Raw genomic sequence first — 16518 nt, forward strand, 5'->3', positions numbered from 1 at the left:
GGTGGGAATAAATCGGTTTGGTTAAACTCATTGCACAAAAAAGCCGGCCCTGTTGGGGCCGGCTTTTTTGTGTTTACTCACCTAGGGCCAGCAAGCACGGTGTAGCGCGGAAATCCGCACTACACCGTGCTTACAACGCTTTCTTGCGCGTGGCCTGGAATTTCTTGATCTGCGGATCAATCACCTTTTTATCACCCACCACCACAATCGTCATCGACTCGGGCCGGATGTACTTACGCACGGTTTCGCTGATTTGCTGCGGCGTAACGGCGTACGTGTTCTTTACCTGATCGGTGAGGTACGAATCGGGTAGGCCGTGCAAATCCAAAAAGTTGAGCTGGTTGATAATGCCGCCGGGGTTGGAGTTGCGCAGGATGAACAAACCGGCTTCGTAGTTCTGAATGCCCTTCAGCTCGTCTTCGCTAGGAGCTTGCTTTTGCAACCGCTCAATTTCGTACACAATTTCCTTGAGCGAGTTGCCGGTTTCCTGGGTGGTTACGTCGGCGCTCTGGGCCCACTCGCCCGTGCGGTAACGCGGCGAAATGTAGCTGTAGGGCGAATAGGTATAGCCTTTATCCTCCCGAATGTTGCGCGTAACGCGCGAGCCAAACGAGCCGCCCAGCAGCGAGTTGGTTACGCGCAGGCGCAAGTAGTCGGGGTTGGTGGGGTCGATAACCGGTAGGCCCATTATGATCGTCGACTGCGGGGCGCCGGGGCGGTCTTGGGTCATAATCTGGCCGCGCGTTACGGGTTTGGCCAGCGGGATGCTCGGCGCCGGGCCTTGTGGCCACGGGCTGAAGGCTTGCGTAATGGCTTTGCGCATGGCCGCGCCATCGAACTTGCCGGCCACGTAAATGTTGCTGCGCTGCGCCCCGTACTGCGACTGGTAAAATGCCTGCACCTGCTCCAGCGTCAACGCGTCGATTTCGGCGTCGGTGGGGAGCGTGTTGCCGTACGGGTGGTCGGGGTACATGGCCTTCAAAAACTTCTGTTGCGCCTGCGTGCTGGGCTGGGCGCGCATCAGGGCCACTTGCCGCTTAAAGTCGGTTTTGAGGCGCGGCAGCTCGGCGGCGGGCAGCGTGGGGTGCTGCACCATTTCGGCCAGCAGGTTTACCAGCTCCGGCCCAAACTCCGACAGCGACGAAGCCCAAATCATGGTTTGGTTCGAGCCGACGCTGACATCGAGCGAGCCGCCCATGCGAGCCACTTTTTCGGCCATTTCCTGCGCCGACATCGAGCGGGTGCCTTCGCGCAGCATGCGCCCGAGCAAATCAGCAATGCCCGTTTGGCCGGCCGGCTCGTGCACGTTGCCGGCCTGCACGGCCAGCGTTACGGTTACTTTGGGAACGTTGCCGTAGGGCACCAGCGTGGCCTGCATGCCGTTGTCGAGTTTAAACTCTTCCTTGGCGGGCAGGGAAAAATCTTTAGGTGTACCGCCTTCGGGCGGGGTTTGCTTTTTGGGCTGATCCTGCGCCTGCGTGTGCGTGGCCAGCAGCAGGGCCGCACCAAGTAATCCTAGGTATAGTGGTTTCATGGGATGTTGAGGGGGTGTAGCGCGGACTTCAGTCCGCGTTCTTCTGGCGGTAATCCTGGGCGTGGGGCCCTAGGTGAACAAGCAGAAATTACTGTCTGGGGGCTGTGGACTACAACCGAAGGTCGGCATAGCCAAAGTCCGCGCTATTTGCGTATGCTAGCTTTTGGCCAATGGGTTAATCAGCAGCACGGTGCGGTTGGTGGGGCGCAGGTACTCTTGGGCGGTTTTCTGCATCAGCTCGGGCGTTACTTTCCGGAACTCCGCCTCCAAGGTGTTGATGCGCGCGGGGTTGTTGTCGAACAACGCAAACGAAGCCAGCATATCGGCGCGGCCGAAGCCGTCGGAGCCGCCTACTTGGTCATAAAAGCCGGAGCGCATTTTTACCACGGCCAAATCCAGCATAGCTGGCGTAACGCCGCCGGGGCGCATCAGCTTGCTGATTTCCTGATCGAGCACGGCCACCACAGAGTCGGCCTTCACGGTTTGATCGTGCGTGAGGTTGCCCATCCAGAGCATGGGCCCGGCGTAGTTAAACTGGTTGCCTAGGTAGTTGATGCCGCCGCCCACGTTGTCGGTGTAGCCGCGTTTTTGCACCATGGCTTGGTAGAGGCGGCTGTCGTTGCCCTGCAGCAGCAGCTGATCGAGCAGGATCATGGCGTAGTACTCGGGCGAGTTGCGCTCGGGCATGTGGTAAGCAAAGGCCAAGGCGGGCTTGTTGGCCAGCTTATCGTCTTTGGTGAAGCGCTGCTCCTTTTCCTGGCGCGGCTCTGCCAGGTCGACCTTCGCAGGCTGGGGCGTGCCGGGTATGGGCGCGAAGTACTGCTCGATCCAGCGCTTGGCCTGGGCGGGCTCGAAGTCGCCGACCACCACCAGCGCCGCGTTGTTGGGGGCGTAATACGTTTTGAAGAACTTCTGCACGTCGGCGAGTGTGGCGGCGTCGAGGTCCTTCAGGTCGCCGTAGAAGTTATGGGCGTTGTACCAGTTTTTGTTGGCGTACTGCGGCATATCGAGCCACGGAAAACCGCCGTAGGGCTGGTTGAGCACGTTTACGCGCACTTCGTTTTTCACCACGCCTTGCTGGTTGGTAAGGTTGGCCTGCGTAATGGCCAGCCCGCGCATGCGGTCGGCTTCGGCCCACAGCATGGTTTCGAGCTTGTGGGCGGGCACCGTTTCGAAGTAGTTGGTGAAATCGAAGCGGGTAGAGCCGTTGAGCACGCCGCCGTTTTTCTGCACCAACTGGATGAACTCCATTTTGCCTAGGTTCTGCGAACCCTGAAACATCATGTGCTCGAACAGGTGGGCAAAGCCGGTGCGGTCTTTGGGCTCGTTGCGGAAGCCAATGTTGTAATAAGCTGCCACCGTGGCAAGCGGCGCGGTTTTATCGGGCGACAGCACCACTTTCAGCCCGTTGGGCAGGGTGTAGTAGTCGACCGGGATTTGGTAGGCGGGCGCAGCCACGGCGGCGGGTGCGGCCGTGGCCGTGGCGGGCGGTGCTGCTTGGGTAGCCGCGGAGGTGGTTTTTTGGCTGCACGAGGCAGAGGCCAAAGCCAGCAAGCCAGCTGCCCCCAGCACAAGCCAGGAAAGCGGAGTTTTGGCAGATTGGTACATGGGCACTACTTGGGGTTGAGAGATTGAGCACGAGGCCGTTAAGCTAAAAATATTTCAACTCAATCAAAGCTTTGCCCTGTATTAAGCAGGATTATTGAAGCTGCTCGACACGCTGCCCTAGGTGCCCGGGCCCTAAACCCCGGTCCGGAGCGCGGCGGTTGGGTGCCGGCCACGGTAGGCTTGCCCCGCTGCAAACCGGCCCGGCCACCTATCGCACCACCACCTCTACCCGCCGGTTGCGGGGACGTTGCTGCGCATCGGCGTTGTTGGCCACGGGGCGCGTGCCGCCGTAGCCCACGGCCAGCAGGCGCTCGGCCGCAATCTGTTGCCGCACCAGGTAGTCGCGCACTACCTCGGCCCGCTGCTGCGAGAGTTGTTGGTTCAGGTTCGCGTCGCCCACGTTATCGGTATGGCCGGCTATTTCGAGGCGCAGCGCGGGGTTGTCTTTCAGAATTTGCGCCAAACGCTCCATTTCGGGCAGCGAGGAAGGCAGCAGCCGAGCCTTGCTTTGCTCGAAGTACAAATGCTGCAGCTCCACCGCAGCACCCACTGGCAGTTTGTGCAGTTCGCTCAAGCTTGCCTTGGCGGGTGCTGCGGTGGTGGCTTCTGGCTTAGCGGCCGCAGCGGCTGCCCTGGCGGCAGGCCGCGGTTGGGGGCGCCGCCCCGCCACTACCGCGCCGGGCGCAGGGCTTACGCGCGCCCCGGTCGGTAAATGCGGCGCCGCAACCGGCTGGGGTGCCGGTTGCACAGGCGGCGCCACCGCAATTGCTGCCTTGGGGTTGCGGCTAAACAAATAGCGCGCGGGCACCGGCGCGGGGTTTTGCACCGCGGGCAGCAGCCCAAACAAGTTGTCGACGGTTTTTTCGGGCTCCTGGTTTGGCAATACCCACCCTAGGTAGGCCCGGGTGGGCGCCGTGCCTTGAAAGTACTCGACGCGCAGCGCGTAGTACTCGCCGGCCTGCAGGCGCACTTGCTTGGTGGCTTGCACTTCGGGCTGGTAGCGCCACTCGTCGAGGATTTTGTTACTGCCGAGCCACACGCGCATGCCGTCGTCAACGGCTATATGAAAGGTGTACACGCCCGATACCGGCGCCAGCAAGTAGCCCATCCAGCGCACCGAAAAATTCTCGGCCGGCACCCCGGGCGCCGGCGACTGAAAATTCCAGTTGAAGTTGATCTGCGGATCGATGCGCGTGTGAGCCCGTTGCTCGAAATGCTCGCCTAGGTAGTATTCGGCGCGCAGCCCGCTGCCCGTTGCCGGAGCCGTGCTTTGCGCTTGCACTGCGTTGCTCATTAGCAGCCCAAATCCTATCGTGAACCACGAGGTGTGTTGCATGGCTTAAACATAGCGGTTTGCCGGTAGGCAGGTGCTGCGGCTGCTATTCGAGTTGCACTATTGCCGGATTCTTGAACCAACGCGTCAATCAACCGTAAACATCTGTATTACAAACACCTAAATCACACCGCCATGCCTACCAAAAAAACCGCTTCCGCTACCCACAAGAAAGAAGATCCGTGCTGGAAAGGCTACGAGCAAGAAGGCACCAAGAAGAAAGGGGGCAAAACCGTGCCCAACTGCGTTAAGAAAGACTAAGCCCCTCCGCGGGCACTTGTTGCATACACCCCAAAGCCCCTGCCGCTGGCAGGGGCTTTGGCGCACCTAGGGCCCTAGGTGCGCGCGCCGCGGCTAAACAACAGCCACACCACCCCGGCCGCTACCACGTGCATCAGGCCAAGCACCGCGACGCCGCTGGGGGTATTGCCGGGAATAGCAGCCGGCCCCGCCATCGAGAGCAGGCAAATGCCCACCACCACGATGGTAAATGCCTGCAGCGGCCGATCGGCCCACCGAATGAGCGCCGCCATCAGCACGCCCCCCAGCAACGCAGGCACTACCGAGGCCATAACTACGTGCCCCGGGCCAATGGTGCCGCCGGTGGGTTCGCGCAGGTTGGTGGGGAGCAAGCCCGTGGCCGTGGCGGCGTAGTAAATACCGATGTTTAAGGCCGCCGCCACAAGGGCCGCAGCCGGCGCCAGCCACCATAGGGCACTAACGCGGCGCCCAGTGGCAGCTAATGATGTACGCTGCTGGTAAGTTGTTTCCATAGTACTCCGCCCGCTTCTCCTACCAATAATTTACAATTTAATATTTATACTTTCAAATGATTTGCCTGCAATTGATGTTGAGCTACACGTGAGTTCTTGCAAAAGCTCGCAGCTGCCGCTATCTTCGTGGTGCTTATCCAGAAAGACTGAGGGACTGGGCCCGACGACGTCTTAGCAACCGGCCATTGCGGCAAGGTGCTAACTCCCTTCCGAAGCCACTAAGCGGCGTTCGGAGAAGATGAGCGGAACCAGAGCCCTCGCGGCCCCTAGGCTTTCCGGATACGCGCCCGCATCCATCGCTAATCCGGAAAGACCCCATGCCTACTGTTCCCGCCTCCCCGCTTGCCGAGCTACTCGCCCGCCGTGTCATCGTGCTCGATGGCGCCATGGGCACCATGCTGCAGCGCCACCAGCTTACCGAAGATGATTTTCGGGGCGAGCGGTTTCGGGACCATCCCAAGCCCCTGCGCGGCAACAACGACTTGCTGTGTCTGACGCGCCCCGACGTGGTGCGCGGCGTGCACGCCGAGTACTTTGCCGCGGGCGCCGACCTGGTTGAAACCAACACGTTTTCGGGCACCACCATTGCGCAGGCCGACTACGCCCTCGAGCACATTGTGTACGAGCTGAACTACGAGGCCGCCCGGCTGGCCCGCTCGGCCGCCGACGAGTACAGCACGCCCGAGCGCCCGCGCTTTGTGGCCGGTGCCATTGGCCCCACCAACCGCACGGCCTCGCTTTCGCCCGATGTAAACCGCCCGGGCTTCCGCGCCATTTCCTTCGATGAGCTGGCTGTGGCCTACCTCGAGCAGATTAAGGGCTTGGTTGATGGCGGCGTGGATGCCCTGCTGATCGAAACTATTTTCGACACGCTGAACGCCAAAGCCGCCTTGTTTGCCGCCCAACGCTTCTTCGACGAAGGCGGCCGCGTGGTGCCCATCATGATTTCGGGCACCATCACCGATGCTTCGGGCCGCACCTTGTCGGGCCAAACGGTGGAGGCGTTCTGGAACTCCATGCGCCACCTGCCCATCCTGAGCATCGGCCTGAACTGCGCCCTAGGTGCCAAGCAGCTGAAAGTATACCTGCAGGAGCTGAGCCGCCTAGCCGACTGCTACGTTTCGGCTTACCCCAACGCGGGCCTGCCCAACGCCTTCGGGGGCTACGACGAATCGGCCCAGGAATTTGCCGCCGTGCTAGAAGAATACCTGCAGGAAGGCCTCGTGAACGTGGTGGGCGGCTGCTGCGGCACCACGCCCCAGCACATTGCCGAGGCCGCAAAGCTCGTCGACCGCTACCCGCCGCGTAAAATCAATGATCAATTAACAGTGAGCAATGAACAAGCGGCGGCCTTGAGCGGCATTGATCATTCTTCATTGCTCATTGCTCATTCAAAGAAGGCCACGCGCCTGAGCGGTTTGGAACCCCTGAACATTCACCCCGAGAGCCTGTTCGTGAATGTGGGCGAGCGGTGCAACGTGACGGGCTCGCGCGCCTTCGCCCGCCTGATTCGCTCGGGCCAGTTCGACGAGGCCGTGGCCGTAGCCCGCGCCCAGGTAGAAGGCGGCGCGCAGGTGCTCGACGTGAACATGGACGAAGGCCTGCTCGACTCGGTGGAGGCCATGACCAACTTCCTCAACCTGCTGGCCTCGGAGCCCGATGTGGCCCGCCTGCCCATCATGATCGACTCCTCGAAGTGGGAGGTGCTGGAAGCCGGCCTGAAGTGCACGCAAGGCAAGAGCATCGTCAACTCTATTTCGCTGAAAGAGGGCGAAGAAGTGTTTAAGCACCACGCCCGCTTGGTGCGCGCCTACGGCGCCGCGGTTATCGTAATGGCGTTCGACGAGCAGGGCCAGGCCGATAACTTCCAGCGCCGCATCGATATCTGCCAGCGCGCTTACCGCATCCTCACCGAGGAGGTAGGTTTCCCGCCCGAAGACATCATTTTCGACCCGAACATCCTTACCGTCGGCACGGGCATCGAGGAGCACCGCCGCTACGCCATCGACTTTATCGAGGCGGTGCGCTGGATTAAGCAGCACCTGCCCGGTGCCCTCACCAGCGGCGGCGTCAGCAACGTGTCGTTTGCTTTCCGCGGCAACGACCCCGTGCGCGAAGCCATCCATGCCGCGTTCTTGTACCACGCCATCAAGGCCGGCTTGGATATGGGCATCGTGAACCCCAGCCAGCTGGCCGTGTACGACGAAGTGCCCAAGGACCTGCTCGAGGCCGTGGAAGACGTGTTGTTCGACCGCCGCGACGACGCCACCGAGCGACTGGTGCAGCTAGCCGACAAGCTCAGCCAAACCAAGGGCAGCGCCGCCGCCACGGTAGCCGAGGCCGAAGAGTGGCGCGGCTGGTCGGTGCAGAAGCGCTTGGAGCACGCTTTGGTAAAAGGCATTACCGACCACATCGAGGCCGATACCGAAGAAGCCCTGAAACAGCTGCAGCGGCCGCTAGCCGTTATTGAAGGCCCGCTGATGGCCGGCATGACGGTAGTAGGCGACCTGTTCGGCGCGGGCAAAATGTTCTTGCCGCAGGTGGTAAAGTCGGCCCGCGTGATGAAGCGCGCGGTGGCTTGGCTAGAGCCCTACATGCAGGCCGAGCGCGACGCCGCCGCTGCCGACGGTGTGGGTCGCCAAACGGCCGGCAAAGTGTTGCTGGCCACCGTGAAGGGCGACGTGCACGACATCGGTAAAAACATTGTGGGCGTGGTGCTGGCTTGCAACAACTACGAGGTGATTGACCTAGGCGTGATGGTGCCCCTGGAGAAAATCATCGACGAAGCCCAGCGCCTGCAGGCCGACATTGTGGGCCTCAGCGGCCTGATTACGCCCTCGCTCGATGAGATGGTGTACGTGGCGCAAGGCATGGAAAAGCGCGGCCTGCGCGTACCGCTGCTCATTGGTGGCGCCACCACCTCGCGCCTGCACACGGCCGTGCGCATTGCCCCTGCCTACAACGGCCCGGTAATTCACGTAAACGATGCCTCGCGTGCCGTGCCGGTGGCGTCGCAGCTGCTGGGCCTAGGGCGCGATGCCTACGCCAACGACGTGGCCCAGGAGTACCTGCAGCTGCGCGACGACCACGCCGGCCGCCAGCGCAACAAGGACTACGTAACCATTGAGGAAGCCCGCCGGCAGAAGTTTCAGGCCGATTGGGCGGCCGCCGACATCACCAAACCCAGCTTTTTGGGGGCGCAGGTGTTTGATGATTACCCGCTCACCGAGTTAGTGCCTTACATCGACTGGACGCCCTTTTTCCATGCTTGGGAGCTGAAAGGCCGCTACCCGCGCATCCTCGACGACGCCACCTACGGCGAGGCGGCCCGCAAGCTGTTTGCCGATGCGCAGGCGCTGCTGCAGCGCATCATCGACGAAAAGCTGCTCACGGCCCGCGCCACGGTGGGCTTCTGGCCGGCCAACACCTTCGATTCGGACACCATCGAGATTTACGCCGACGACAGCCGCGAGCAAGTGCTGGCCCAAACCTTCACGCTGCGGCAGCAAAGCCTGAAAGCGCCGGGCCTGCCCTACTTTGCCTTCTCCGATTTTCTGGCTCCCAAAGACTCGGGCCGCCACGATTACCTAGGCGGCTTTGCCGTAACGGCCGGTATCGGGCTCGATGAGCTGGTAGCCGAGTTTGAAGCGCAACACGACGACTACTCGGCTATTCTGGCCAAAGCCCTGGCCGACCGCTTGGCCGAGGCCATGGCCGAGCGCCTGCACGAGCGCGTGCGCCGTGAGCTGTGGGGCTACGCGCCGCAAGAGCACTTCAGCAACGAAGCCCTCATCAAGGAAGAATACCGTGGTATTCGTCCGGCGCCCGGATACCCCGGCTGCCCCGACCACACCGAGAAGATTACCTTGTTCCAGCTGCTCGGCAACAACGACACGGGCATTTCGCTCACCGAAAACCTGGCCATGTACCCCACGGCTTCGGTGAGTGGTTTCTATTACGCCCACCCCGATGCGCGCTACTTCGGCCTAGGTCGGATTGGCAAGGATCAGGTGGAGGACTTAGCCCGCCGCAAGGGCATGCCCTTCGCCGAGTTGGAGCGGTGGTTGTCGCCGAACCTAAACTACGAACCCACTGCTGCCGAACCGGTAACCGCTGCTAACTAGCCGGCTTGCTGCTCCTTACCCTCGGGGGCGCGCTACGCCCTGCTTTTCACTAACTATGAAAGTTACCGACCACTTAGCCCAAGCCAACGGCAAAACCCTTTTCTCGTTTGAGGTGCTGCCGCCGCGCAAGGGCGAAAACATCCAGACGCTGTTCTCGAACATCGAGCCGCTGCTGGAGTTTAAGCCGCCGTTTATCGACGTAACGTACCACCGCGAGGAATACGTGTACCGCCAGCGCGCAGCCGGCTTGCTCGAGAAGATTACCACCCGCAAGCGCCCCGGCACGGTAGGCATTTGCGCGGCCATCAAAAACCGCTTCGATGTGGACACGGTACCGCACCTGATTTGCGGCGGCTTCTCGCGCGAGGAGACGGAAAATGCCCTCATCGACCTGCACTTTCTGGGCATCGACAACGTGCTGGCGTTGCGCGGCGACCCCATTAAATCGGAGCCGGGCTTTGTAGCGCACCCCAACGGCCACGCCTACGCCTGCGAGCTGATCGGGCAGGTTTCGGCCATGAACGGCGGCCGTTACCTCGACGAGGAGCAGGTTGATTCGGCGGCTACGAGCTTTTGCATCGGCACGGCGGGCTACCCCGAAAAGCACTTCGAGGCCCCGAATCTGAACACCGATATGCGCTACCTGAAGCAAAAAATCGACTGCGGCGCCGACTACATCGTGACGCAGATGTTCTTCGATAACCAGAAGTTTTTCGGTTTCGTGGACAAGTGCCGGCAGGCGGGCATTACGGCGCCCATTATTCCGGGTCTGAAGCCGCTGACTTCCAAAAAACAGCTAACCATGCTACCGCGCACGTTTTACCTGAACCTGCCCGAAGAGCTGGTAGAAGCTGTGGCCCAGTGCCGCGACGACGCCGATGCCCGCGAGGTAGGCATTGAATGGTGCATTCAGCAAAGCCGCGAGCTGATGGCCGCCGGCGTGCCCTGCCTGCACTACTACAGCATGGGCAAATCGGAAGCCGTGCGGCGCGTGGCGGCCGAGCTTTTCTAACTGTCCTGCTTTTTGTGGCTAGCCCCGGCCCGCTGCAAGAGCGGACCGGGGCTGCTTGTTGCTGCCGGGTCCGCCGCCACCTAGGGTAGCACGCCGGAGGTTTGCCCCCGCCGGTGCGACCAAAGCCTGCCGATTTGCGTTATAAGCCGAGCCAGCTTTTGCGTTTTATGTCAGCCGACCGCCAGCAACAACTCGATGAGCTTTTTACGCGCCTGCGTACGGCTACGGCGCCGCTCGAAATAGAGGCCCTGCAGCAAGGCATTTGGCAATTGTGGCTCGAAACCGACGACCAAGCCCTGAACAAGCGCCTCGAAGAAGGAATGCGCGCCATGGCCGCCGGCGACTACACCAAGGCCATCGACGACTTTACTTGGCTGGTGGAAAAGCGCCCCGAGTTTGCCGAAGGCTGGAACAAGCGCGCCACCGCCCATTACCTGCGCGGCGAGTACAAAGCTTCGCTGGCCGACGTGGCCCACGCCCTCGAGCGCGAGCCCCGGCACTTCGGGGCGTTGTCGGGCAAAGCCACCATCCAGCGCATGGTAGGCGACGACCGCGGCGCCCTGCGCACGCTGCGCCGCCTGAGCGCGCTGTGCCCCAACTTTCCGGGTTTGCAGGCCCAACTGCACGATTTGCAAAACCGCCTCGACGACCCGCTGTAAATATTTTGTGTATCATTCCGGGATTACCGAAGCTTGTCTTCCGCAGAAAAAGTGTAATTTCAGTATCCAATGATTTGCTAATAGCAGCAAATCGGCAGATTAAAGGCTTTTTCTAAGAACAGACTTCAACCATCCAAAGTATAACTTATCTGGGTTTGCTTTGGCTATTACTACCGTCTATGACAACACGCTTACTCTTCATTGCTCTACTGTGTTGTGCCTCGGCTGCTGTGCAAGCCCAAGGACGCGTGCGCCAAACCGACCTCGACAGCGGACGCGTTGAAAAAGGCCAGAAAGTAGGCGAATGGACCTACTACGCCTTTACGGGCAGCGGCCGCAAGGTGCTGGTACAACGCTACGACTACGACCGCAAACGATTGCTGTACTTCCGCAAGCCCGATGAGCACCCTTACCGGCACCAGGTAGCAGGCAACTGGCAAAGCGGCTACCTCGAACGCCCACCGCTGTACATCGGCGGCGATGGGGCCCTCTCCACGTACATGCGCCAGCTGCAGTACCCCACCCAGGCCCGCACCAAAAACGTGCAGGGGCGCGTGGTGGTGCGCTTTGTTATCGACACCCTCGGCATGGCCAGCAATTACCAAGTGCTAACCGGCATCGGTGCGGGCTGCGACGAGGAAGCCCTGCGCGTGGCGCGCTCCATTCCGCACGAGTGGATTCCGGGCCGCAAGGACGGCCGCGCCGTGCCCGTGGAGTACGAGCTGCCGTTTACCTTCCGGATAACCCAAGCTGCCAACTAACGCAGCGGGCGGCAGCATCCTGCATGGCAGAGTTTGCGTAAACTTCGGCCATGAAACCCTCTGCCGCCCCTGCCTTTTTTTGCGTTGGCCGCGCCGCCCTGCTTGCCGGGGTTGCCCTGCTGATGGCTGCCTGCGATACCACGCCGCGCGAGCGGCAAGACATCGTGAAGGACAGCGCCCGCAAGCTCGATACCCTCGCCGACAAAGCCGGCGTTGCCCTAAAGCGGGCCAGCAACCGCGCCGCCCGTTTCGATTCGGTATCGAAAACGCGCAGCCGCCAACCCCTCGACAACTCAGCCGCCAGCCAGTTTACGGAGGAGCTGCTGGGCAGCTACGCCAACATTGGGCAACTAACTGTGCCGGAACTAGTCCCCGCCTACACCCAATTGCTGCGCCAAACCCGCGACAAACGCCGAACCTGGACGCAGCGCGACTGGGACTACGCTACGGCCGTGTTCCGCCAGCTCAACGACCAGTACCGGGCCCTGCGCCTGGATTTGCCAGCCAACCAGGAATTCCGCATTAAGGCCCTGCAAACCGAGTTTACGGCCCTCGAAGCGGGCCGCGACATAAAGGATTTGCGCGAGGCCGTGCGCGACAAACCTGCCGACGCGCGTTAGCGCAACCTAGGCTGTGCCCACCAGAGCCCCGCTGCGCGCGGGGCTTTTCTTTTTGCTTGCCCCATGCCCCGTTTGTTTGCTTGCTGCCTGACAGCCCTGCTACTAACAATTGGCCTGGCCGACCTAGGGCTGGCCCAAAACCTACCGCGCTTGCTCGAGCGGGCCGAAGTGGTGCCCGCCCAAGAGCTTTGGCTGGAACCCGGCGACCGGCTGCAGCTGCGCGCCAAGGCTGCACCCGGCGCCCGTGTTACCACCTCCTGGGGCCTCGCGCTGCCCGAGCTGCACCCCAGCATGGCGGGCGGTCAAACGGGTATCTACCAGGTAAGCTACGTGGTGCGTCCCGGCGATACGCTCAACAACCGCCGCATTAAATTGTACGCCCAGCTGCCCAACGGCCGCCGCGATTCGCTGCTCACCGGCACTGCCGTGCGCGTGCTCGACCCCAACGTGCCGCAGCTGGCCCGCACCCGCGGTCCTTTGGCCTACCTCAACTACGGTTTGGGCGAAGACCGACTGGGCGGCGCCAAACTCGGCTACCTCGACTCCCTGGTGCTGCTGCACGTAACCGGGCGCGTGGGTGGCCAGTACCGCGTGCGCTTGGCCGAAAATCAAACGGCCTGGGTGCCGCTGGAGGTGGCTCGGCTGCTGCCGCCCGGGGGTTTGGTGCCGCAGGCGCTTACGGGCTCGTGGAGCGTGAGCGGCGATGCGCAGTACGACTACGTGCGCGTGAGCTTGCCCGAACGCCTGCCCTACCGCTCGCAACTGCTGTCCGAACCCGCTCGGCTGGTAATCGACGTATTTGGGGCCACCTCCAATACCAACTGGATAACCCAGCGCGCCGGCTTGCAGGAAATTGAAAACGTTTACTACGAGCAGCCCCAGCCCGATGTGTTTCGCATCATCATCGACCTGAAACACGCCCAAAGCTGGGGCTACGCCGTGGGCTACCAGGGCAATACGCTTACCATACGGGTGCGGCGCCCGCCTGCCCGGCTGCAACTTAAGGGCCTGACGGTGGCCGTAGACGCGGGCCACGGCGGCGACAACCACGGTGCAGTAGGCGCCACCGGCGCCAAAGAGAAAGACCTGACGCTGGCCATTGCCCAACGCCTGCGCCAGGCACTGGAGCAGCAAGGCGCTACCGTGCTGATGACGCGCGATGCCGACGTGAGCCTCGACAACGGCGCACGCGTGCTGCGGCTGCGCCAAGCCATGCCGCACCTGCTCGTAAGCGTGCACATCAACTCCGCGGGCTCCCCGGCCGCCAAAGGCACCGCCACTTTTTACCGCTACGTGGGCTTTCGGCCGCTTTCGCAGGCCATTTACCAGGAGCTGCTGAAAACCGGCCTAGCGCCGTGGGGCAACGTGGGCGCGTTCAACTTTGCCCTGAACGGGCCCACCGAATTCCCGAACGTGCTGGTGGAAACGGCGTTCGTCTCGAACCCCGACGATGAACGGCGCCTCATCGACCCCGCGTTTCAGCAAGAAGTGGCCGAGCGCATTGCCGCCGGCTTAGAGCGGTTCCTGAAAGAAACCCGCGCCCGCGGACCTAGGGGCTGGTGGCGCAAGCAACCCGCGCTGGCTAGGTAAGGAGTTTGTGAGCTGTGAAGTTGGAGAGTTTAGGAGTTGAATTCCTGGCCCCCTGCATAAGCAAACGGCCCCGGCGACCTAGGCCTAGGTTGCCGGGGCCGCGCGTTTTGAGAGCAGACAGCCGAACTCTTTAACTGCTCAACTCACAAACCCATTACCTAGAAAGGATAACCGATAGCCAAGTTGAGGCGGCCGGCATTGCCGCCGGTGCCGCCGTAAGGCGTGCGCAGCGGCACAGCGTAATCAAGCCGAATCACGAGGAACTGCACATCGACACGCAGGCCGGCGCCGGCGCCTACGGCCAGCTCCTTGAAAAACGAGTTGAGGGCAAACTGCCCCCCGGGGCGCGTGGGGTCGTTGTTTACGAGCCATACGTTGCCGGCATCCACAAACAAGGCGCCCTTCACGAAGGGAAACAAGTCCTGGCGGTACTCGGCGTTGGCCTCGAGGCGAATGTCGCCCACTTGGTCGTAGAAGCTGGTGCTGCGCTGCAGGCTGTCGGTGGGCTCGTAGCGGCCGGGGCCAATTTGGCGGGGCGCAAACGCACGCACGCTGTTGGGGCCGCCAATGCCGTACTGCTTCAGGTAGGGCAGCACCGTGGAGTTGCCGTAGGGCAGCCCGAGGCCCACCAGCACGCGGGTAGCAAAGCGGTTGCCGCTGGTGGGGTCGGCGGCTACGCGGTAGTAGTTGCGAAACTCGAGGTCGAAGCGGCTGTACTGCGAGTACTCCTGCCCAAAAATTTTGCCCTCGGTGCCCATCAGCTTGCTGACGGCGCTGGCCAGGTTGCCGGCTACCTCTACCTGCCCGCTGAAGTACGACTGGTTGCGCCGCTGCTCGTACACCTGGTTGTTGTAGGTGTAGCGGTACGACGACGCCGGAATAAACTGCTGCCGGAAGCTGTTGTCGAGGAACGGGCGGCGGCGGCGCAGCTCGTCAAAGTCGTCGGTGGTTTTGGCCAGTCGCGCGTACTGCAAGTCAATCGGCCGCAGCTCCTGCTCGTTGGTAATCTTGGTTTTCCAGCTGTAGCCGTAATTCAGGTTCAGGTAATCAACCTGAAAAAATTGCCGCCGCTCCACGTAGCGGTAGCCCGCCCCGAAAATGGTGCGCGGCTGAAAATCGGAGTTCGACAGGCGTACGTCGAGAAACGGCAACGGCGGCGTAATCAGCCGGGGTACCAGCAGCTGGGCATTGGCGCCTACCTCAATGGAGTTGGCCCCGAAGCCTTGGCTGCCCGCATCGGTGTTGCTGGCCACGCCCTGCCGCCGCTCAAACGTGCCCACCAGGTTCACGATCAGTTGCTCGGCCCCGCGCAAGGCCGAGCGGTTGCGGAACTGCGCCGTAAAGCCCGGCCCCGTAAAGCCGTTGGTTTTCGATACCAGCTGAAACTCGGCCCGCAGCGACTTTTTCTTGAGCTGCGTCATGCGTACCGTCGAGTTCAGGAAGCCGTAGCCCGCCGAATCGGGTTTTTGCCGCGCCGGCCGAAACTGGATGTCGACGAACTTGAACGTGCCCAGGCTCATCAGGCGGCTCAGGGTCTGGTCGTGGCGACGGCGGCGGTACAACGAATCGGGGTACAGAAACACCGCGTTGGTTATGGCCTTGGCCTTGAACACCTTTTCATCGGGCACGTAGCGGTAGCCCCGGTACATAATCGGCCGGGTGGTTTCGGTAGTGTCGGTGAGGCCGTACTTGGTGTTGAGCGTGATGCGGTTGAGGATGTACGGGTGGTCGGCGCGGCGCGGAATGCTGCCCTTCACGCGGATGTACACGTTGGCTTGGTTGTGCTGCGTGCTATCCACCTCAAACAGCAGGTAGTCGGGCGCGAAGTAATAGTAGCCGTGCTGCTTCAGCTCGTTGTCGATGCGGGCGCGCTCGTTGATGAGCGTGTTCAGGTTGTACGGGTCGCCTACCTTGAGCAGCGAGCCGGCCTGCGTTTTCCGGATGTCGCGGTCGATGAGCGTGTCGCGCTCCGGGAAGTGAATTTCCTTGATGGTGTAGGGCCGCTGCACCCGCGCCACGTAATCGACGCTGGCGGTGCGCCCTTTGGCCTTGATGAGGCTTTGCACCTCGGGCCCGGCAAAGTAGCCGTTGTTGTAGAGGCGGTTGGTCATCAGCCCCTTCACGCGCTGGGTATCCACTTGGCTGAGCAGCACCGGCGCCTCGCCGTACTTATCGGCCAGCCACTTGCCGAGGCCCTTGCTTTTGCCCTCGCCGAGGTGCCAGAAGTACAGCTTGGGCCGCAGACCTAGGACGGACGTATTGGGCTTGGGCGAAATTACCGCCTCGAGCTCCGCCGTCAGGGCCGACTCGTTCGGGATGGGGTAGTTGGATTTGACGCTTACCGCGCTGCCCGTGTAGAGCTTGTCGTTTTCGGGGATGAACTTGGTGCCGCTGCAGCCGGCCAGCGCCAGGCCAGCCCCAAGCGCCAGCCCGCGCCAGGTTAGGGAAGTCAACGGGTGATAAAACGGTTTGGGCTGGTTCATAGCTGTGGTGTTGAACGAAAA

Annotated in this window: 12 protein-coding genes and 1 riboswitch; of the genes, 7 read left to right on the forward strand and 5 right to left on the reverse strand. The window is 61.9% G+C overall.

What is annotated here, in order from left to right:
* Window positions 1-130: 130 nt before the first annotated feature.
* From D3Y59_RS12535 to D3Y59_RS12545, 3 genes are all read right to left on the reverse strand, one after another.
* Window positions 131-1534 (reverse strand): M16 family metallopeptidase, encoded by a 1404-nt coding sequence (locus tag D3Y59_RS12535; RefSeq protein WP_119445359.1) that lies wholly within the window; start codon window positions 1532-1534, stop codon window positions 131-133.
* A 156-nt stretch (window positions 1535-1690) separates the two neighbouring features.
* Window positions 1691-3142 (reverse strand): M16 family metallopeptidase, encoded by a 1452-nt coding sequence (locus D3Y59_RS12540; protein ID WP_119445360.1) that lies wholly within the window; start codon window positions 3140-3142, stop codon window positions 1691-1693.
* A 208-nt stretch (window positions 3143-3350) separates the two neighbouring features.
* Entirely contained in the window at window positions 3351-4436 is a 1086-nt protein-coding gene (locus tag D3Y59_RS12545) for a PA14 domain-containing protein (protein WP_205590832.1), read from the reverse strand.
* Between the two features lie 174 nt (window positions 4437-4610).
* Here D3Y59_RS12545 and D3Y59_RS18765 point away from each other — a divergent pair, with 174 nt between their 5' ends.
* The gene (locus D3Y59_RS18765; protein WP_262696950.1) at window positions 4611-4736 is read left to right on the forward strand and encodes a hypothetical protein; all 126 of its coding nucleotides are present in this window, start codon (window positions 4611-4613) and stop codon (window positions 4734-4736) included.
* A 74-nt stretch (window positions 4737-4810) separates the two neighbouring features.
* Here D3Y59_RS18765 and D3Y59_RS12550 read toward each other — a convergent pair whose 3' ends face one another.
* Window positions 4811-5248 carry a DUF6069 family protein gene (locus D3Y59_RS12550; RefSeq protein WP_162910752.1) on the reverse strand — a complete coding sequence of 146 codons (438 nt, stop codon included), beginning with the start codon at window positions 5246-5248 and terminating at the stop codon, window positions 4811-4813.
* A 130-nt stretch (window positions 5249-5378) separates the two neighbouring features.
* Window positions 5379-5493: riboswitch (SAM riboswitch) on the forward strand.
* Window positions 5494-5565: 72 nt separating this feature from the next.
* On the opposite strand from D3Y59_RS12550, the gene metH reads away from it, so the two are divergent.
* The 6 genes from metH to D3Y59_RS12580 all read left to right on the forward strand — a co-directional run bounded on the left by metH (window position 5566) and on the right by D3Y59_RS12580 (window position 14014).
* Complete coding sequence (gene metH / locus D3Y59_RS12555; protein WP_119445363.1) at window positions 5566-9372, forward strand: methionine synthase; 3807 nt, start codon at window positions 5566-5568, stop codon at window positions 9370-9372.
* Between the two features lie 55 nt (window positions 9373-9427).
* Window positions 9428-10384 (forward strand): methylenetetrahydrofolate reductase [NAD(P)H], encoded by a 957-nt coding sequence (gene metF, locus D3Y59_RS12560; RefSeq protein ID WP_119445364.1) that lies wholly within the window; start codon window positions 9428-9430, stop codon window positions 10382-10384.
* Window positions 10385-10551: 167 nt separating this feature from the next.
* Entirely contained in the window at window positions 10552-11043 is a 492-nt protein-coding gene (locus D3Y59_RS12565) for a tetratricopeptide repeat protein (RefSeq protein ID WP_119445365.1), read from the forward strand.
* A 179-nt stretch (window positions 11044-11222) separates the two neighbouring features.
* Window positions 11223-11804, forward strand: coding sequence for an energy transducer TonB (locus tag D3Y59_RS12570; RefSeq protein WP_119445366.1), 582 nt, complete (start codon window positions 11223-11225; stop codon window positions 11802-11804).
* A 50-nt stretch (window positions 11805-11854) separates the two neighbouring features.
* Window positions 11855-12424: a hypothetical protein gene (locus D3Y59_RS12575; protein ID WP_119445367.1), complete on the forward strand. Its 570-nt coding sequence runs from the start codon at window positions 11855-11857 to the stop codon at window positions 12422-12424.
* 63 nt (window positions 12425-12487) lie between these two features.
* Window positions 12488-14014, forward strand: coding sequence for an N-acetylmuramoyl-L-alanine amidase (locus tag D3Y59_RS12580; protein WP_240410357.1), 1527 nt, complete (start codon window positions 12488-12490; stop codon window positions 14012-14014).
* 158 nt (window positions 14015-14172) lie between these two features.
* Here D3Y59_RS12580 and tamL read toward each other — a convergent pair whose 3' ends face one another.
* Window positions 14173-16497, reverse strand: coding sequence for a translocation and assembly module lipoprotein TamL (gene tamL / locus D3Y59_RS12585; RefSeq protein WP_119445368.1), 2325 nt, complete (start codon window positions 16495-16497; stop codon window positions 14173-14175).
* Window positions 16498-16518 lie beyond the last annotated feature (21 nt).

The organism is Hymenobacter oligotrophus (genome assembly GCF_003574965.1).
Classification (GTDB): Bacteria; Bacteroidota; Bacteroidia; order Cytophagales; family Hymenobacteraceae; genus Solirubrum; species Solirubrum oligotrophum.

Coding starts and splice junctions, on each gene's coding strand:
- D3Y59_RS12570 (WP_119445366.1), top strand. CDS start 11,223: ATGACAACACGCTTACTCTTCATTGCTCTACTGTGTTGTGCCTCGGCT.
- metH (WP_119445363.1), top strand. CDS start 5,566: ATGCCTACTGTTCCCGCCTCCCCGCTTGCCGAGCTACTCGCCCGCCGT.
- D3Y59_RS12550 (WP_162910752.1), bottom strand. CDS start 5,248: ATGGAAACAACTTACCAGCAGCGTACATCATTAGCTGCCACTGGGCGC.
- D3Y59_RS12565 (WP_119445365.1), top strand. CDS start 10,552: ATGTCAGCCGACCGCCAGCAACAACTCGATGAGCTTTTTACGCGCCTG.
- D3Y59_RS12540 (WP_119445360.1), bottom strand. CDS start 3,142: ATGTACCAATCTGCCAAAACTCCGCTTTCCTGGCTTGTGCTGGGGGCA.
- tamL (WP_119445368.1), bottom strand. CDS start 16,497: ATGAACCAGCCCAAACCGTTTTATCACCCGTTGACTTCCCTAACCTGG.
- D3Y59_RS12545 (WP_205590832.1), bottom strand. CDS start 4,436: ATGAGCAACGCAGTGCAAGCGCAAAGCACGGCTCCGGCAACGGGCAGC.
- D3Y59_RS12535 (WP_119445359.1), bottom strand. CDS start 1,534: ATGAAACCACTATACCTAGGATTACTTGGTGCGGCCCTGCTGCTGGCC.
- D3Y59_RS12575 (WP_119445367.1), top strand. CDS start 11,855: ATGAAACCCTCTGCCGCCCCTGCCTTTTTTTGCGTTGGCCGCGCCGCC.
- metF (WP_119445364.1), top strand. CDS start 9,428: ATGAAAGTTACCGACCACTTAGCCCAAGCCAACGGCAAAACCCTTTTC.
- D3Y59_RS12580 (WP_240410357.1), top strand. CDS start 12,488: ATGCCCCGTTTGTTTGCTTGCTGCCTGACAGCCCTGCTACTAACAATT.
- D3Y59_RS18765 (WP_262696950.1), top strand. CDS start 4,611: ATGCCTACCAAAAAAACCGCTTCCGCTACCCACAAGAAAGAAGATCCG.